The 13,648-nt window shown below is 65.0% G+C and carries 18 protein-coding genes; 4 read left to right on the top strand and 14 right to left on the bottom strand.

Going from position 1 to position 13,648, the window contains the following annotated elements; all coding sequences use genetic code 11:
* Window positions 1–25: 25 nt before the first annotated feature.
* The 4 genes from tolB to tolQ are packed head-to-tail and all read right to left on the bottom strand — an operon-like array spanning window position 26 to window position 3,586.
* Window positions 26–1,390, bottom strand: coding sequence for a Tol-Pal system beta propeller repeat protein TolB (gene tolB, locus AB5K84_RS10075; protein ID WP_028173006.1), 1,365 nt, complete (start codon window positions 1,388–1,390; stop codon window positions 26–28).
* A 23-nt stretch (window positions 1,391–1,413) separates the two neighbouring features.
* Complete coding sequence (locus AB5K84_RS10070) at window positions 1,414–2,373, bottom strand: cell envelope integrity protein TolA (protein WP_011089888.1); 960 nt, start codon at window positions 2,371–2,373, stop codon at window positions 1,414–1,416.
* A gap of 3 nt (window positions 2,374–2,376) precedes the next feature.
* Window positions 2,377–2,826, bottom strand: coding sequence for a protein TolR (tolR, locus tag AB5K84_RS10065; RefSeq protein WP_011089889.1), 450 nt, complete (start codon window positions 2,824–2,826; stop codon window positions 2,377–2,379).
* Between the two features lie 43 nt (window positions 2,827–2,869).
* A complete protein-coding gene (gene tolQ / locus AB5K84_RS10060; protein ID WP_011089890.1) occupies window positions 2,870–3,586 on the bottom strand; it encodes a protein TolQ in 717 nt (238 codons plus the stop codon).
* Window positions 3,587–4,244: 658 nt separating this feature from the next.
* Here tolQ and ggt point away from each other — a divergent pair.
* Entirely contained in the window at window positions 4,245–5,951 is a 1,707-nt protein-coding gene (gene ggt, locus AB5K84_RS10055) for a gamma-glutamyltransferase (RefSeq protein ID WP_038965496.1), read from the top strand.
* Window positions 5,952–6,021: 70 nt separating this feature from the next.
* Here ggt and AB5K84_RS10050 read toward each other — a convergent pair whose 3' ends face one another.
* The 10 genes from AB5K84_RS10050 to AB5K84_RS10005 form a co-directional block, all read right to left on the bottom strand.
* Window positions 6,022–6,732 carry an SDR family NAD(P)-dependent oxidoreductase gene (locus AB5K84_RS10050; RefSeq protein WP_011089892.1) on the bottom strand — a complete coding sequence of 237 codons (711 nt, stop codon included), beginning with the start codon at window positions 6,730–6,732 and terminating at the stop codon, window positions 6,022–6,024.
* A 25-nt stretch (window positions 6,733–6,757) separates the two neighbouring features.
* Entirely contained in the window at window positions 6,758–7,525 is a 768-nt protein-coding gene (locus AB5K84_RS10045) for a serine O-acetyltransferase (protein ID WP_011089893.1), read from the bottom strand.
* 52 nt (window positions 7,526–7,577) lie between these two features.
* Entirely contained in the window at window positions 7,578–7,727 is a 150-nt protein-coding gene (locus AB5K84_RS10040; protein ID WP_167771257.1) for a hypothetical protein, read from the bottom strand.
* On the bottom strand, window positions 7,724–7,978 hold the full coding sequence (locus AB5K84_RS10035; protein WP_231166635.1) for a hypothetical protein: 255 nt from the start codon (window positions 7,976–7,978) through the stop codon (window positions 7,724–7,726). The genes AB5K84_RS10040 and AB5K84_RS10035 overlap by 4 nt, the downstream gene beginning before the upstream one ends.
* 70 nt (window positions 7,979–8,048) lie before the next feature.
* Window positions 8,049–8,234 carry a hypothetical protein gene (locus AB5K84_RS10030; RefSeq protein WP_011089894.1) on the bottom strand — a complete coding sequence of 62 codons (186 nt, stop codon included), beginning with the start codon at window positions 8,232–8,234 and terminating at the stop codon, window positions 8,049–8,051.
* Window positions 8,235–8,470: 236 nt separating this feature from the next.
* A complete protein-coding gene (locus AB5K84_RS10025) occupies window positions 8,471–8,956 on the bottom strand; it encodes a DUF2852 domain-containing protein (RefSeq protein WP_028173002.1) in 486 nt (161 codons plus the stop codon).
* Between the two features lie 121 nt (window positions 8,957–9,077).
* A complete protein-coding gene (locus tag AB5K84_RS10020) occupies window positions 9,078–9,818 on the bottom strand; it encodes a TetR/AcrR family transcriptional regulator (RefSeq protein ID WP_011089896.1) in 741 nt (246 codons plus the stop codon).
* A 165-nt stretch (window positions 9,819–9,983) separates the two neighbouring features.
* Window positions 9,984–10,346, bottom strand: coding sequence for a hypothetical protein (locus tag AB5K84_RS10015; protein ID WP_011089897.1), 363 nt, complete (start codon window positions 10,344–10,346; stop codon window positions 9,984–9,986).
* A gap of 65 nt (window positions 10,347–10,411) precedes the next feature.
* Window positions 10,412–10,816: a YciI family protein gene (locus AB5K84_RS10010; RefSeq protein ID WP_011089898.1), complete on the bottom strand. Its 405-nt coding sequence runs from the start codon at window positions 10,814–10,816 to the stop codon at window positions 10,412–10,414.
* 177 nt (window positions 10,817–10,993) lie between these two features.
* A complete protein-coding gene (locus tag AB5K84_RS10005; protein WP_028173001.1) occupies window positions 10,994–11,359 on the bottom strand; it encodes a nuclear transport factor 2 family protein in 366 nt (121 codons plus the stop codon).
* 219 nt (window positions 11,360–11,578) lie between these two features.
* Here AB5K84_RS10005 and AB5K84_RS10000 point away from each other — a divergent pair, with 219 nt between their 5' ends.
* The 3 genes from AB5K84_RS10000 (at window position 11,579) to AB5K84_RS09990 (ending at window position 13,549) form a co-directional block, all read left to right on the top strand.
* Window positions 11,579–12,367, top strand: a complete 789-nt coding sequence (locus tag AB5K84_RS10000; RefSeq protein ID WP_011089900.1) for an SDR family NAD(P)-dependent oxidoreductase — start codon at window positions 11,579–11,581, stop codon at window positions 12,365–12,367.
* 126 nt (window positions 12,368–12,493) lie between these two features.
* The gene (locus tag AB5K84_RS09995) at window positions 12,494–12,931 is read left to right on the top strand and encodes a hypothetical protein (RefSeq protein WP_011089901.1); all 438 of its coding nucleotides are present in this window, start codon (window positions 12,494–12,496) and stop codon (window positions 12,929–12,931) included.
* A gap of 273 nt (window positions 12,932–13,204) precedes the next feature.
* On the top strand, window positions 13,205–13,549 hold the full coding sequence (locus AB5K84_RS09990) for a hypothetical protein (protein WP_011089902.1): 345 nt from the start codon (window positions 13,205–13,207) through the stop codon (window positions 13,547–13,549).
* The last annotated feature ends 99 nt before the right edge of the window (window positions 13,550–13,648 follow it).

Here is a 13,648-nt window from a genome sequence, read left to right as displayed (position 1 = left end):
AAGATCGCGCGTCCAAACGCGCGATCTATTGACCAGCCGTCGACGACAACAGCGGCGACCATGCCGGGTCGGAGGCGAAGCCCGGCGTCGGCACCTTCAGCTCGTTGCGGCCGGAAATGTCGACGCTGTACAGCGACGGTCCGCCGCTGCCGCCGGGATCGCGGAAGAACATCAGCACGCGGCCGTTCGGCGAGAAGGTCGGGCCCTCGTTGTGGAAGCCGGAGGTGAGCAACCGCTCGCCGCTGCCGTCCGGCTTCATGACGCCGATCGAGAACTGTCCGCCGCCCTGCCTGGTGAAGGCGATGTAGTCGCCGCGCGGCGACCACACCGGCGTCGAATAGGTGGCGTTGGTGTCGTCCTTGGAGAAGGAGATGCGCTGCGCAGCTCCCCCGCCCGCGGCCATGACGTAGATCTGCGACCGGCCACCGCGATCGGACTCGAAGCAGATGCGGGTGCCGTCCGGCGAGTAAGACGGAGACGTGTCGATCGCCGGCGTGTCGGTGAGACGCGTGGTCGAGCGCGAACGCAGATCCATCACGAACAGGTTGGAGTTGCCGCCCTGTTGCAGGCTCATGATGACGCGCTGGCCGTCCGGCGAGAAGCGCGGCGCAAAGGTCATGCCGGGGAAGTTCCCGACGATCTCGCGCTGGCCGGTCTCGATGTTGAAGAGATAGACCTTCGGATCGCCCTGGCCGAACTCCATGTAGGTGATCTCTTGCGAGTTCGGCGAGAAGCGCGGCGTCAGCACGAGGTCGGAGCCGCGGGTCAGATAGCGCACATTGGCGCCGTCCTGGTCCATCATGGCGAGCCGCTTGACGCGGCGCTCCTTCGGCCCGGTCTCGTCCACGAAAACCACGCGGCTGTCGAAATAGCCCTTCTCGCCGGTCATCCGCTCGTAGATCTGGTCGGAGATGATATGGGCGATGCGGCGCCAGTATTCCGGCGAGGTGAAGTATTGCTGGCCGGCAAGCTGCTGGCCGGAGACCACGTCCCAGAGGCGGAATTCGGCCTTCAGCCTGCCGTCCGGCTGCCGCGTCATGCGGCCGGTGACCAGCGCCTGGGCGTTGATGGTCTTCCAGTTCTGGAATTGCGGCGCGACGTCGATGTTGCTGATGCGCTCGATGAACGCGGCCTGGTCGATCGGCGCGAACAGGCCAGAGCGCTTCAGATTGTTGGTGATGACCTGCGTGACACCGTTGCCGACGTCGCCGTCCGACGGTGAGCCCGGCAGGAAGTTGGTGATCGCGATCGGGACCGGCTGGAATTCGGTGGGATCGATGCGGAGCCGCGGCTGGCCCTGAGCGAACGCATGTCCGCCCCCAAGCATCGCAAGTCCCGACCCGGTCAGGGTCATGAAGCGGCGGCGGGTGATCGATCGAGCGTCATTCATTGCAAAATTCTTTTGTTCGGATGTCACAACATGTCTTTCAGGCCGAAAGTCATCGGGATGAGCTTCCAGCTCTCGTACTGCTGCTTCGGCATGAACGAATAGACCTGACATTGCACGATGGCGCGCTTGGCGCTCTCGGCCACCGCCTGGGCAATCGACCGCGACGGTCCTCTCACCGCAACCACGATGGGCTCGGACGCCAGCGATCCGTCGATCTTCATGGGAATGTCGATGTCGGCTTCGTATTGATCGGCGTCCTGTCCGTTATAGGTGGGCGTGAAGCAGCGCTTGACCGCGCCCTGGAACGCACCTCGCCAGGTCGCAACGTTGTTGGCGGCAGTCCCGGTCGTCGATCCCAGCGACGCCGACGCATTCAGCGCCGTTCCAGCGAGTTCATGCCGGGTCGCAGCGCGCTTGTCGAGGTCGCGCTGGATCTGCGCGGGATCGAAGCTGCGCTCCTTGGGCTTCGGCTGCTGCTGCGGCTGCACCGCCGCGACCTTCTGCTCCACGGGCTTGGGCGGCGGCTTCTTCGTTTCCAGCTTCTTCTGCAGCTCGGCGATCGGATCTTCCTTGGCCGGATCAGGCTTCTTTTCCTGCGGCTTCGGTTCTTCCTTCGGCTTCGCCTCGGCGACGGGCTTGGGCGGCTCGGGCTTCTTCTCGACCGGTTTCTCGACGGGCTTCGGCGGCGGCTCGGGCGTCGCGTTGGTCTTGATCAGCTCTTTCTTCTCGGTGACCTTCCCGACGGCGTCCTCTTCGGGCTTGGGCTCGGCGATCTTCTCGACCTTGGGCTTCGGCTTGTCCTTCTCGCCGGTCTTCTGCCCCGACATCATCTTCGCGAGCTGATCGGAGGAGATGATGTCGATCGGGAGCGACTCTTCCGGCGCGACGTAGGCCCTGCTGCTAAAGGTGACCAGCCCCCATCCAAGCACGAGGACATGGAGGGCAATCGACGCAACGAGTGTCTTGTCGACGTTCACCTTCACGGCTTACCCCTGGTCCGCTTCCGTGACGAGCGCCAGCTTCTTGAACCCCGCACCGGACAACAGGCCCATCACCCTGGCCACCGTGCCGTAATCCGCCTTCTTGTCGGCGCGCAGATAGATGCGTTCCTCGAGACCGCCGCGCGCGTCCGTGATCGCCTTCAGCTTCGGCACCAGCTCGTTGATCGCGATCTCGGAGTCGTTGATGAACACCTTGCCCTTGATGTCGACCGACATCTGGATTGGCTTCTGATCGTTCTGCTCGAGGCTCTTGGCCTGGGTCTGCGGCAGGTCGAGCGGCACGCCGACCGTGAGCAGCGGCGCCGACACCATGAAAATGATGAGCAGCACCAGCATCACGTCGACCATCGGCGTGACGTTGATCTCGGCCATGACCGGCTTGCGCCGGCTGCGGCGGCCGCCGCCTCCGGACGAACTCGCGACGTTCATGCCCATGGTCTGGTGCCCAAATTGCCCTTCACACTATACATGCCGTCCGTCAGCCCCGCTCGTCGATCTGACGCGACAGAATGGCTGAAAATTCATCGGCGAAGCCTTCGAGCCGCTGGGCCTGCCGGTTCACCTCGGAGGTGAACTTATTGTAGAAAATAGTGGCAGGAATGGCGGCGATAAGGCCGACGGCGGTCGCAAACAGCGCCTCGGCGATACCGGGGGCGACCACCGCCAGGGAGGTATTTTTCGACGCTGCGATCGACTGGAAGCTCGACATGATGCCCCAGACCGTGCCGAACAGGCCGACGAAGGGGCCGGCGGAGCCGACGGTGGCGAGCACCAGCAGCCGGCGCTCCAGGCGCTCGACCTCACGCGCGATCGAGACGTTCATCACCTTGTCGATGCGCATCTGGAGACCCGCGACCGAGCGGGCGTGGCTCTCGAACGAGCGCTTCCACTCGCGCATCGCCGCCACGAAGCAGGCCGCCATCGAATGCGTCGGCTTGGCCGAGAGGGTGCGATAGAGCTCCTCGATCGACTCGCCGGACCAGAAGACCTGCTCGAAACGGTCCATCGAGCGGCGGGTACGGGCAAACAGGAAGATCTTGTCGATGGCGATCGCCCAGACCCAGACCGAGCAGGACAAAAGTCCCAGCATCACCGCTTTCACGATCCAGTGAGCCTGCCAGAACAGCGCGATCAGCGACACGTCCGCGGAAGCGGCAACCGGAAGGGCTGACTGAGCCACGTCGGCCGGATTCATAAGCTGTATCCTCTCAAGGCGATCGTTACCCGATGTTCCGCGGCAGCAAATGACCGCCGGTTCCCCAACTGCCGCGCTAGAACCGGCGCGGCCGGCAAGCCCGCTCAAAGCCTTGTCTTTCTGGGGTGCAGGGGGCTCGTCCAAAGCCGGCCGCCTGCATTCCCTGCCAAGATGTCAAAACTATGGGCCTCGACGACGGCTTATGGGCGCGATTGTCCACCCTTACCAGAGCCCGGCGATAGTTAATGCGGGGTTACCGGAGCTGAATTTGGCTGCCGGAAAGGCAGGCGGCACAGACGGTTGGCCGTTTTGCTGCGGGACATGGCGGTACATGGCGGCCGACGGACCGGAGCCAGGTGCCACTGGCGAGGCCGGTTCCCTCCCCCCCAAGGCGACCCCAAGGCGGGAGGGAGCGCAATGGGACTCATGGCGCTACGACACTGCACAGCGGACGCCCCTTCTGGAACCTCCTCCCCTGCCCAGCCCGAAATCGCAGAAGGCGTAGCGTGCGCCACAGCTACACCACGTCCACATGCTCCATCTCGCATCTCACGGCGGGCACGAGCTGACAGGCTGAGTTCGCTGACAATAATATGCCGGCATCACCGGCCAGCCCGAGGAGCGTCCCTTGCCAAAACCACAATCCAATGTGCGGTGGATGGCCGCAGCGATCGTATCGGTCAGCCTCGTCACATTCGGCGCCGTGCGTGCGGCGTCGGTCGCGCCGGTCGCCGCGCAAAACGGCATGGTGGTGTCCGCGCAGCATCTGGCGACCCAGGTGGGTGTCGATGTGCTCAGGCGCGGCGGCAATGCCGTCGATGCCGCGGTGGCCGTCGGTTATGCCCTGGCCGTCGTCTATCCGGCCGCCGGCAATCTCGGTGGTGGCGGCTTCATGACGATCCAGCTCGCCGACGGCCGCAAGACCTTCCTCGATTTCCGCGAGACGGCGCCCAAGGGCGCGACTGCGAACATGTATCTCGACAAGGACGGCAACGTCATCAAGGGCCTTTCGACCAAGGGGCATCTGGCTGTCGGCGTGCCAGGATCCGTCTCGGGGATGGAATATGCGCGCGAAAAGTACGGCACCATGAAGCGCGCCGACCTGCTCGCCCCCGCGATCCAGCTCGCCGAGCAGGGCTTTGCGCTGGACCAGGGCGATATCGACCTGTTGCGTACCGCCACCGCGGATTTTCGAGACGATCCCGCAACGGCCGCCATCTTCCTCAACAACAGTCAGCCGTTCCAGGTGGGTGAGAGGCTGATGCAGCCGGAGCTCGCCAAGACATTGCGCGAGATCAGCAGCAAGGGCACCGACGGTTTCTACAAGGGATGGGTCGGCAGCGCCATCGTGGCATCGAGCCAGGCCGGCAAGGGCCTGCTGACGCAGGACGACCTCGACGGCTACAAGACGCGCGAGCTCGCACCTGTCGAATGCGACTATCGCGGCTATCACGTGATTTCCGCGCCGCCATCGAGTTCGGGCGGCGTCATTATCTGCGAGATCCTCAATATCCTGGAGGGCTATCCTCTGAAGGAGCTGGGCTATCATTCCGCGCAGGCCGTGCACGTGCAGATCGAGGCCATGCGGCATGCTTACGTGGACCGCAACAGCTATCTCGGCGATCCGGATTTCGTGAAGAATCCGCTCGACCGCCTCCTCGACAAGAATTACGCAGCCAATATCCGCGCCGTGATCGATCCGAACAAGGCCGGGATATCCAAGGACATCAAGCCGGGCGTCGCGCCGCACGAGGGCAGCAACACCACGCATTATTCAATCGCGGACAAGGACGGCAACGCGGTATCGGTCACGTACACGCTGAACGATTGGTTCGGCGCCAAGGTGACGGCGGCCAAGACCGGCGTGCTCCTGAACGACGAAATGGACGACTTCACCGCCAAGGTCGGGGTGCCGAACCTTTATGGCCTGGTGCAGGGCGAGGCGAATGCCATCGCTCCGGGCAAGCGGCCGCTGTCCTCGATGAGCCCGACCATCGTCACCAAGGACGGCAAGACCGTCATGGTGGTGGGCACGCCCGGCGGCAGCCGCATCATCACGGCCGTGCTGCAGACCATGATCAACGCGATCGATTACGGCATGAACGCACAGGAAGCCGTCGACATGCCGCGCATCCACCAGCAATGGCTGCCGGACCTGACCAATGTCGAGGACTATGCGCTGTCGCCGGACACGCGCAAGATTCTCGAGGTCATGGGCCACAAATTCGGGCCGCCGCAACCGGCGAACCACCTCGCGGTGATCATCGTCGGCGCGCCGTCGCTTAACGGCGAGCAAGTCGGCAACAATCGCTACTACGGGGCGAACGATCCACGCCGCAACAGTGGACTGGCGGACGGGTATTGATCGTCTACGCCGCCCCTACGACGGTCATACCCGGGCACTGACGGGGTAGAAATGGTCGAGGGCCGCCCCCTCACCACTTCTCCTTCGAGGTCCGCACATCGAGTTCGAACGACCAGGCGCGTTCGGGCTGGCGGTAGAGGAACGCGAAGCCATCGACGATGCCTTCAATGTCGATCAGGCTGTCTTCGCGGCTCGCCGCATCGGGAAAGCGCGAAAAGATCTTGTCGCCAGCGATCGCACCGTCGACCACGACATGGCCGACATGGATGCCGTCGCCCGCATATTCCTTCGCCATGGCCTGGGCCAGCGTGCGCAGGCCGGCCTTGGACGCGTTGAAGGCGCCGTAGCCGGCGCGGCCGCGCAGCGAGGCGCTGGCGCCGGTGAAGAGCAGCGTGCCCGCCTTCTTCGGCACCATGCGACGCACCGCCTCGCGGCCGAACAGAAAGCCGCCGAAGCACACGACGCGCCAGGCCTGCTCGAAATAGTCGGCGTCCATCTCGATGATCTTGCCGGGCGTATTGTTGCCGGCGTTGTAGATGGCGAGATCGAGGTCTTCGCCGGCGGCATCAAACAGAGCGACAACGTCGCTCTCGCTGGTCGCGTCCGCGACGATGGGCACGGCCGCTCCGCCCGCCTTGATGATGTCGTCTGCAACCGCCTGCAACGCGGACAACGTGCGGCCCGCGACGATCACCTTGAGCCCATCGGCCGCAAAGCGCTTGCAGAGCCGGGCCCCGAGCCCGCGGTCCGGGCCGACACCGATCACGATTGCGGTCTTCATGGGGTCGCTCCGTACAATGATGGGATCAGGCCGCCGAGGCAGGTTCGGGGCAGTTGGTCAGCCGCGCGGGATTGCCGACGGCCGTGCAGCCAGCAGGAACGTCTGACGTCACGAGCGCGTCGGCGCCGATCTTGGCGAAATCGCCGACCCTGATGTCGCCGAGGATGGTCGCACCGCCGCCGATATAGATGCCGCGGCCGATCCGCGGCGAGCGCGTCGGCAGTTCACTGCCGCGGCCGATGCTGACGTTCTGGAGGATGGTGACCTCGTCGCCGATCACGACGTTGGCGCCGATCACGATGCCGGTGGCGTGGTCGAGATAGACTGACGATCCGATGCTGGCGGCCGGATGAATGCTGACCTGCAGCGCATTCGACGCTTCGTTCTGGAACAGCAGCGCCGCATCGCGATGGTCATGGTGCCAGAGCCAGTTCGAGACGCGCCAGGCTTGCAGCGCGACATAGCCCTTGAAATGCAGCAGCGGCGGCAACAGGTCGGCGATGGCGGGATCGTGGATCGCGATCGCCTGCAAGTCACGGCCGGCCACCTCGATCAGATCTGGCGAGCCGCGAAAGGCATCGAAGGAAAAGGCCGAGAAGCGCGCGCGCTCGGCTGCGCTGCCGCCGAGCCGGCGTCCGATCAGATCGGACAAGGCCGCGGCGAAATCATCATGAGCGAGAATGGTGCCGGCAAGCGCCTTGCCGAAGACGGGATCGGCATCCGCCGCGCGCTGCGCCTCGCCGCGGACCCGTTGCCAGAGGCCGTCGCTCGCCATGATCGCAGCCTCCGCCATCGCCGCCTCCGGTGCGCCCTTCGTTTGTGCAGGCGAATATAGGCGGTCCGGATCAAGGCGCCAGTGATGCCGGGGGGACGTAACGCCGCTCGGGGGCGCGGCCCGACCGCGCCCGCTTGCGCAGGCACAGTGCATACAGCCAGCCGCCGCCTGCGACGAGGGCCGGCAGGACGTAAAGCGCGAAATCGCGGAGCAGGATCATGGGGCAAGGTCCGCTGTCGCAAACTTGACGGCGCGCCGCAGCGCGAACGCGGCAAGCTCGTAGAGGGCGCAGCTGAGAAAGATCTTCCAGGCATCGGTGGTCACGAGGTCCTGATAGGACTTGATCTCCGTCGGCCAGTGGTTGAGGAACGCGATCGCGAGCGGCACTGAGACGCCGAATCGATCGAACAGCGCAGACGCGCGCTCGAGAAGCGCGAGCCGCTGTCTGATCTCCTTACGTTCGGCGTTCATCATGGTCGGCCCTGTTGGCGCGCGGCAAGTGCGCTGTCAGGGCTTGGTCGGGCCGGGCGCGAGTCGGGTTCTACCGGTCCTGCACATGTGCGTGATCAACGCCACATAGCGAATGCCGGCCGGGACACAGGCGGAAATGGCAGTCGGGATCGGCCGCGCAGCCGCCATAGACGACGCCGATGTAACCCAGCACCGCGAAGGCGGTCACGCCGAGGAGCAGGCGGGTCCAGAGGTCCATGATGCTGTCGTCCAACATGAGTAGCGCCGCCCGGTGAGACGGGACGCGCAAGTCTTGGTGTCGGATGAACAGGTCTGGGTTCTGGCGGCTCGTAGCCAAGCAGTGGCTCGGTCTACTCCCTCTCCCCGCAAGCGAGGCGAGGCAAAGCGGCCCCCCAAAAACCAAACCGCCCGCCTGCGGGATGCGCAGGCGGGCGGCTCGGGGCCATCAGGACTTTGGGGGCATGCGCCTGAAGGCTTTGAGAGGTGTCCAGATCAACCCTGCTGCTGGTCGGTCGGCGGCGGGGTCGGACGCGTCTTGTGCTGGGCCATGAACTGGTCGAACTCTTCCTTGTCCTTGGCGTGACGCAGACGGTCGAGGAAGTTCTTGAATTCGACCTGCTCCTCTTCGAGCCGCTGCAGCGTCTCGGTGCGGTATTCGTCGAAGGCGCGGTTGCCGCTCGAGGGCGGGCCGAAGCCAAAGCCGAAGCCGCGGCGCTCCATACGGCCGCGCATGCGGTCCATCTTGTACTGCATCCGCTCCATCTTGTTCTGCCAGCGATCCTGGTGGCTCCAGCAACCCATTTTTCTGCTCCCGAGTGTGAAAAAGAGAAGGGCAAGTCCGATCGGCCACCAGATGATGAAGCCGAGGATGGTCACGGCGATCCAGCCGGGATGCCAAGGCGTGTCGAGCATATGGGGGCGCTCATAGTGTTGGTCCGAGGGGCCGCGCCATCGATTGACATCAGCGGTGTAGGCCATTTCCCATCTCCATGACGGCATCTGCGCCGTTGTGAATGTAAATAACATTTACATAGCTAGACCATCCCGCGATTTTGTCAAGCCGGCCACCCGACAGGCCTGGCGAATTATTTGCGCAATTTTATTTCGGCTTGCCCCAGGGGCCGCCCGGCGGCACGCCAGAACCGGAGGATGCCTCCGGAGGCACCGGCGGCGGCTCGGCGCCTTTGGCGGGCGGACGGCGGTCGGTCGGGAAGCCGAGACCGCGCAGATAGATCAGCACCTCGGCCTCTAACAGCTCGTCCGGCGACATCGGCAGTTTTCGTCGCGCAGCATCGCCGCGCGAGAACAGCGAGGCCACGCCATGCGCCATCGACCAGATGTGCAGCGCCATCATCATCGCCGGCGGCCGCGGCGTGCCGGGCGGTGCAAGTGCCGCAAGGCGCTCCGCGGCGGCGCGAATGATGTTGAAAGCACGCTCGCTCGCGGCCTGGAGCGCCGGGTTGGCATCGACCGGCAGGCCGGACTCGAACATCGCGTTGTAGAACGCCGGCTCCTCGCGGGCGAAGGCAAGATAGGCCCTGCCGACCCGCTCGAACGCCGTGACCGTATCGGGCCGCCCGTCGTCCCAGGCCGCGGTCAAGCGCGCCTCGAACTGCTCGAAGCCGCGCTGGGCGATCGAGGACAACAGTTCGTCACGGTCGCGGAAATGCCGGTAGGGCGCCGCTGCGCTGACGCCGGCCATGCGCGCCGCATCGGCGAAGGTGAAGCCGGCCGCGCCCTTCTCGGCAATCAACCCGAGGGCCGCCTGCAACAGGGCTTCCTTCAGATTGCCGTGGTGATAGCCGCGCTCGGCGCGGCGCGTCTCCTTGCGCCAGCTCATGTGAACGAGCTTTACATGAGCCGGGCGTGAAGGTCACTAGCGCAAGCTGGATTTGGTGAACCCGTATTTCCACCGTCATTCCGGGGCGGCTCGAAAGAGCCGAACCCGGAATCTCGAGATTCCGGGTTCGCGCGCTCGCGCGCGCCCCGGAATGACGGCGGGGCCCTAACCGCCCGGGATCGGCAGCACCGGCATGATCTCGACGCGCTCGCCGGGGAAGATCGCGAAGTGCGGGTGGTTCTCGAACATCTTCGCGGCCGCTTCGTGGGACGCAGCGCGGACCACGGTGAAGGCGCCCATCTCGTTGGCGATGTCGGCGATGCCCTTGTCATCGACCCGCTTGGTCTTGCCGAGCGGACCGCCCATCGCCTGGATCGCGCCTTGATGCTTCTCGGCCCAACCCTTCCAGGCCGCGATGCCCTCCAGTTCCTTCGCCTTGCGCTCGGCGTCTGACATCGCGTTCCATGCAGCCCATTTCGGGCTGGTCTTGCTGCCGAGGAAGACGGCGAGATAGGTGTCGGTGCTCATTGGTTCTCTCCTCTGTTGATGACTTTGTTGATGACGGCCGCGAATTCCAATCGCGCCCGCTCTGGCTAGTTCTTCAGACCGCCGAAGCCGGCGGCCGCGGCCTGCACGTCCGGCGGAAAGTCGGTCATCTCCTGCACCTGCCGGATCTCAATGACTTCATTGACCGCGGCCGGGCACTTCTTCGCCCACCCGATCGCCTCGGCACGCGAGGCGACCTCGATCATCCAGTAGCCGCCCAGCACTTCCTTGGCTTCAGTGAAGGGGCCGTCGGTCACAACAGGCTCGCCAGTCGCAAACGACACGCGCGCGCCCATCGCGGGCGGATGCAGGCCGTCGAGCGTGATCAGGACGCCGGCGTCATTCAGCGCCTCGTTGTAACGCATCATCGCGGCGACGCGCTCGGGATCGAGTTGCACGTCCGGCGGCGCGGTCTCGTAGCCGAGCGGGATCATCAGCATCATGAATCGCATGGGCAGTTCCTTGCTTACCTGGTCCTTCCGGGATGCGCCGCGAGGCGCAGGCCCGGAATCCGGGGGAGATCAGCGGGCCGAACCAGCCCGCGCTGCCCTGTAAGACGAATGCCTTGCTATGGAATCGACACCGTGGCGGAAAATTATTCCGGAGGTCATGCCTCGGAAGTTCCTGCCTCAGCGCGGCTGCGGCAGGAACCGGCCGTCCTGGAAGGCGGCGCCGAAATAGACCTCGACGCGGCGGATCCGGCCGCCGGCGAAGCTGAGGAACTCGGTGTTGCGAAAGCTCCTGCCATCGGTCGCCAGGCAGCGATAGGTGACGAAAGCCTCGTCGCCGACGACGAAGATGCGCTCGATCTCGTGGCGCGCGATCCAGCCGGTGTCCCGCCAGCAGCGTTCGAAATAGGTCGCCTTGTCGAGGTCGTCGTCGAACGGGCTGGTGAAGCGGAAGTCGTCGGCGAGCGCCTCGCTCACCCGTTGCCGGTCATTGGCAAGATAGGCGGCGAAGAGGTCTCGGATCAGGCGGGCGTGGTCGTCAGGCATCGGTCGGTCTCCTCGGCAGACGTCGCTTAGAAGACGATGCAGCGGCGGCCGTGCCGACATCGCGCCAGGCGTTCGGCCGGCAGAACGCAAGAATATGTCGAGTGGTTCTCGTCCAGATCGATGGGCATCGCCAGGGCCTTTCTCGTCGGGACCAAAGCGAAGTAAAAGAGACCGGCCCTCGCGTGGGAACAGCCTTTCGAACACAGGACAGATTAGCAAATGCCGCAGGCCCCGCAAAAAGTCGCCCTCGTCACCGGAGCCGCGCGCGGCATCGGGCTTGCGACCGCGAAGAAGTTCCTTGGCGAGAGCTGGCGCGTGGCGCTGCTCGACATCGAGGGGGAGCTGCTCGGCCGCGCCGTCGCCGAGATCGGCCAAAGCGAGGCGACGCTCGCGCTGACCTGCGATGTCTCCGACGCGGCGGCGGTCGGCGCCGCGATGACGACGATTGAGCGGCGGTTCGGCCGGCTTGACGCGCTCGTCAACAATGCCGGCATCGCCGTGTTCGCGCCGCTGATGGAGACGCCGGATGCCGACTGGCGCCGCGTGCTCGAGGTCAACCTCACCGGCCCGTTCCTCTGCACCAAGGCCGCGGTGCCCTTGATGCGCGACAGCGACGGCGGCGCCATCGTCAACATCACCTCGATCTCGGCGGTGCGCGCCTCGACCTTGCGCTCGGCCTACGGCACCAGCAAGGCGGGGCTCGCGCACCTGACCAAGCAACTCGCGGTCGAGCTCGCCTCGCTCAACATCCGCGTCAACGCGGTCGCGCCGGGGCCGGTCGACACCGCGATGGCCAAGCAGGTGCACACCAAGGAGATCCGCGCCGACTATCACGACGCCATTCCGCTCAACCGCTACGGCCTCGAGGAGGAACTCGCGGAAGCGATCTATTTCCTGTGCTCGGAACGCGCGAGCTACATCACCGGTCAAATTTTGGCCGTTGATGGCGGCTTCGATGCAGCGGGTATCGGCCTGCCCACGTTGCGCGGCCAGCGCCGCAACGGGTAGGCACAGGATTTGTAGGGTGGACAAAGGCGCGACGCGCCGTGCCCATCACCGTCTCCGGATTTGGGTGCCATTGTTGGGCGCGCGACGCTTTGCCCGCCCGACGACGTCGAATGTGCGGAGAGTACGATGCAACGTGCCGTTTTGGTCAAAGCCCTAATGCTCGCGACCGCCCTGCTCGCCTCCGCACCGGTTGCCGCCGAAATCCGCATCATCCAGTCACCGGGCGGACGGGTCGGGCCGTTCCTCGACCTATTCGAGAAGGTGCGCGAGAGCGGCGAGCGCGTGGTGATCGACGGTCCCTGCCTGTCCGCCTGCACGCTGGTGCTGAGCATCGTGCCGGGCGAGCGCATCTGTGTCACCAAACGCGCCGTGCTCGGCTTCCATGCCGCGCGTTCGGTCGACCGGCGCGGGCGCTTCTATGCCGAGCCGGAAGCCTCCGACGCGGTGCTCCAAGCCTATCCGGGGCCGGTGCGCGACTGGATCAGCCACCGCGGCGGCCTCACCTCACGGTTGCTGCTGTTGAAGGGGCGCGACCTCGCCGCGATCTATCCGCGCTGTCGGTGAGGACTTGGCGGTCACCAGCCGCGTGACCAGGTTGCGTCCGCCGCTGTCCGACGATTGAGCAGTTTTGCAGAATTTCGACTTTCCGGACGCCGAATCCGCTCAACCGCTTCGCAATGCCTGCACAATTTACGCGGTTTCCAGCCTTTCCCTGCAGTCTATGATGGTCGCGGCTCAGACTGAGGCCGCGGCGGCGTCACGATCTCAGCAGTGGTCACGGACGAGGATGGTCCCGTTTTTTTCAAGATTGCTCATTTTTAAAAGGGGTCGCACGCTATGCAGCCCATCGATTTTCGCTACCGCCTGTCGGACCGGGGACGGATCGTCCTTGGCCAACTGAGCACCGAGGAAACCGTCGAATTCGAACTGCTGACGCGGCGCGACCGCGAGGGCCTGATGGACCTGCCGTCCGAACTGCGGCTGCTTGAGCTGTATGTGAAGTATGTCGGCTCGGGCGCTGAAGCCGCACTCGCGCCGACGGAACCCGCCCGGCGCGACATCGCGCCGCTACGACCGACGAGACCGCCGCCCTCGCGGACGGCGCGGCCGCGTAACTACGTCGTTTCGATGATTGTGATCGCAAGCGTCAGCTTCACGCTCATCGCATTGCTCGTGAGCTAGCACGCAAGCGCGCCGGCGAAATTACGCCGGTCATGCGGTCGCCGGGTTCTAGAAGAACCTCTGGATCATCTGCGCCAATTCCATGCTCGCGCAGATAAG

Origin of the sequence: Bradyrhizobium sp. 1200_D9_N1_1, assembly GCF_052075915.1 — a bacterium.
GTDB classification, from domain to species: Bacteria; Pseudomonadota; Alphaproteobacteria; order Rhizobiales; family Xanthobacteraceae; genus Bradyrhizobium; species Bradyrhizobium diazoefficiens.
Note: the sequence above shows the minus strand (reverse complement) of the source record. Positions and strands in the feature narration are given on the sequence as shown.

Bases quoted from the DNA above. Each gene is read 5' to 3' on its own strand.
- AB5K84_RS10035 (WP_231166635.1), bottom strand. From the start codon at position 7,978: ATGAACGCCGAACGTAAGGAGATCAGACAGCGGCTCGCGCTTCTCGAG.
- AB5K84_RS09990 (WP_011089902.1), top strand. From the start codon at position 13,205: ATGCAGCCCATCGATTTTCGCTACCGCCTGTCGGACCGGGGACGGATC.
- AB5K84_RS10010 (WP_011089898.1), bottom strand. From the start codon at position 10,816: ATGCGATTCATGATGCTGATGATCCCGCTCGGCTACGAGACCGCGCCG.
- AB5K84_RS10030 (WP_011089894.1), bottom strand. From the start codon at position 8,234: ATGTTGGACGACAGCATCATGGACCTCTGGACCCGCCTGCTCCTCGGC.
- AB5K84_RS10040 (WP_167771257.1), bottom strand. From the start codon at position 7,727: ATGATCCTGCTCCGCGATTTCGCGCTTTACGTCCTGCCGGCCCTCGTC.
- AB5K84_RS10020 (WP_011089896.1), bottom strand. From the start codon at position 9,818: ATGAGCTGGCGCAAGGAGACGCGCCGCGCCGAGCGCGGCTATCACCAC.
- AB5K84_RS10045 (WP_011089893.1), bottom strand. From the start codon at position 7,525: ATGGCGGAGGCTGCGATCATGGCGAGCGACGGCCTCTGGCAACGGGTC.
- AB5K84_RS10050 (WP_011089892.1), bottom strand. From the start codon at position 6,732: ATGAAGACCGCAATCGTGATCGGTGTCGGCCCGGACCGCGGGCTCGGG.
- AB5K84_RS10025 (WP_028173002.1), bottom strand. From the start codon at position 8,956: ATGGCCTACACCGCTGATGTCAATCGATGGCGCGGCCCCTCGGACCAA.
- tolB (WP_028173006.1), bottom strand. From the start codon at position 1,390: ATGAATGACGCTCGATCGATCACCCGCCGCCGCTTCATGACCCTGACC.
- AB5K84_RS10015 (WP_011089897.1), bottom strand. From the start codon at position 10,346: ATGAGCACCGACACCTATCTCGCCGTCTTCCTCGGCAGCAAGACCAGC.
- tolQ (WP_011089890.1), bottom strand. From the start codon at position 3,586: ATGAATCCGGCCGACGTGGCTCAGTCAGCCCTTCCGGTTGCCGCTTCC.
- AB5K84_RS10000 (WP_011089900.1), top strand. From the start codon at position 11,579: ATGCCGCAGGCCCCGCAAAAAGTCGCCCTCGTCACCGGAGCCGCGCGC.
- AB5K84_RS09995 (WP_011089901.1), top strand. From the start codon at position 12,494: ATGCAACGTGCCGTTTTGGTCAAAGCCCTAATGCTCGCGACCGCCCTG.
- tolR (WP_011089889.1), bottom strand. From the start codon at position 2,826: ATGGGCATGAACGTCGCGAGTTCGTCCGGAGGCGGCGGCCGCCGCAGC.
- AB5K84_RS10005 (WP_028173001.1), bottom strand. From the start codon at position 11,359: ATGCCTGACGACCACGCCCGCCTGATCCGAGACCTCTTCGCCGCCTAT.
- ggt (WP_038965496.1), top strand. From the start codon at position 4,245: ATGGCCGCAGCGATCGTATCGGTCAGCCTCGTCACATTCGGCGCCGTG.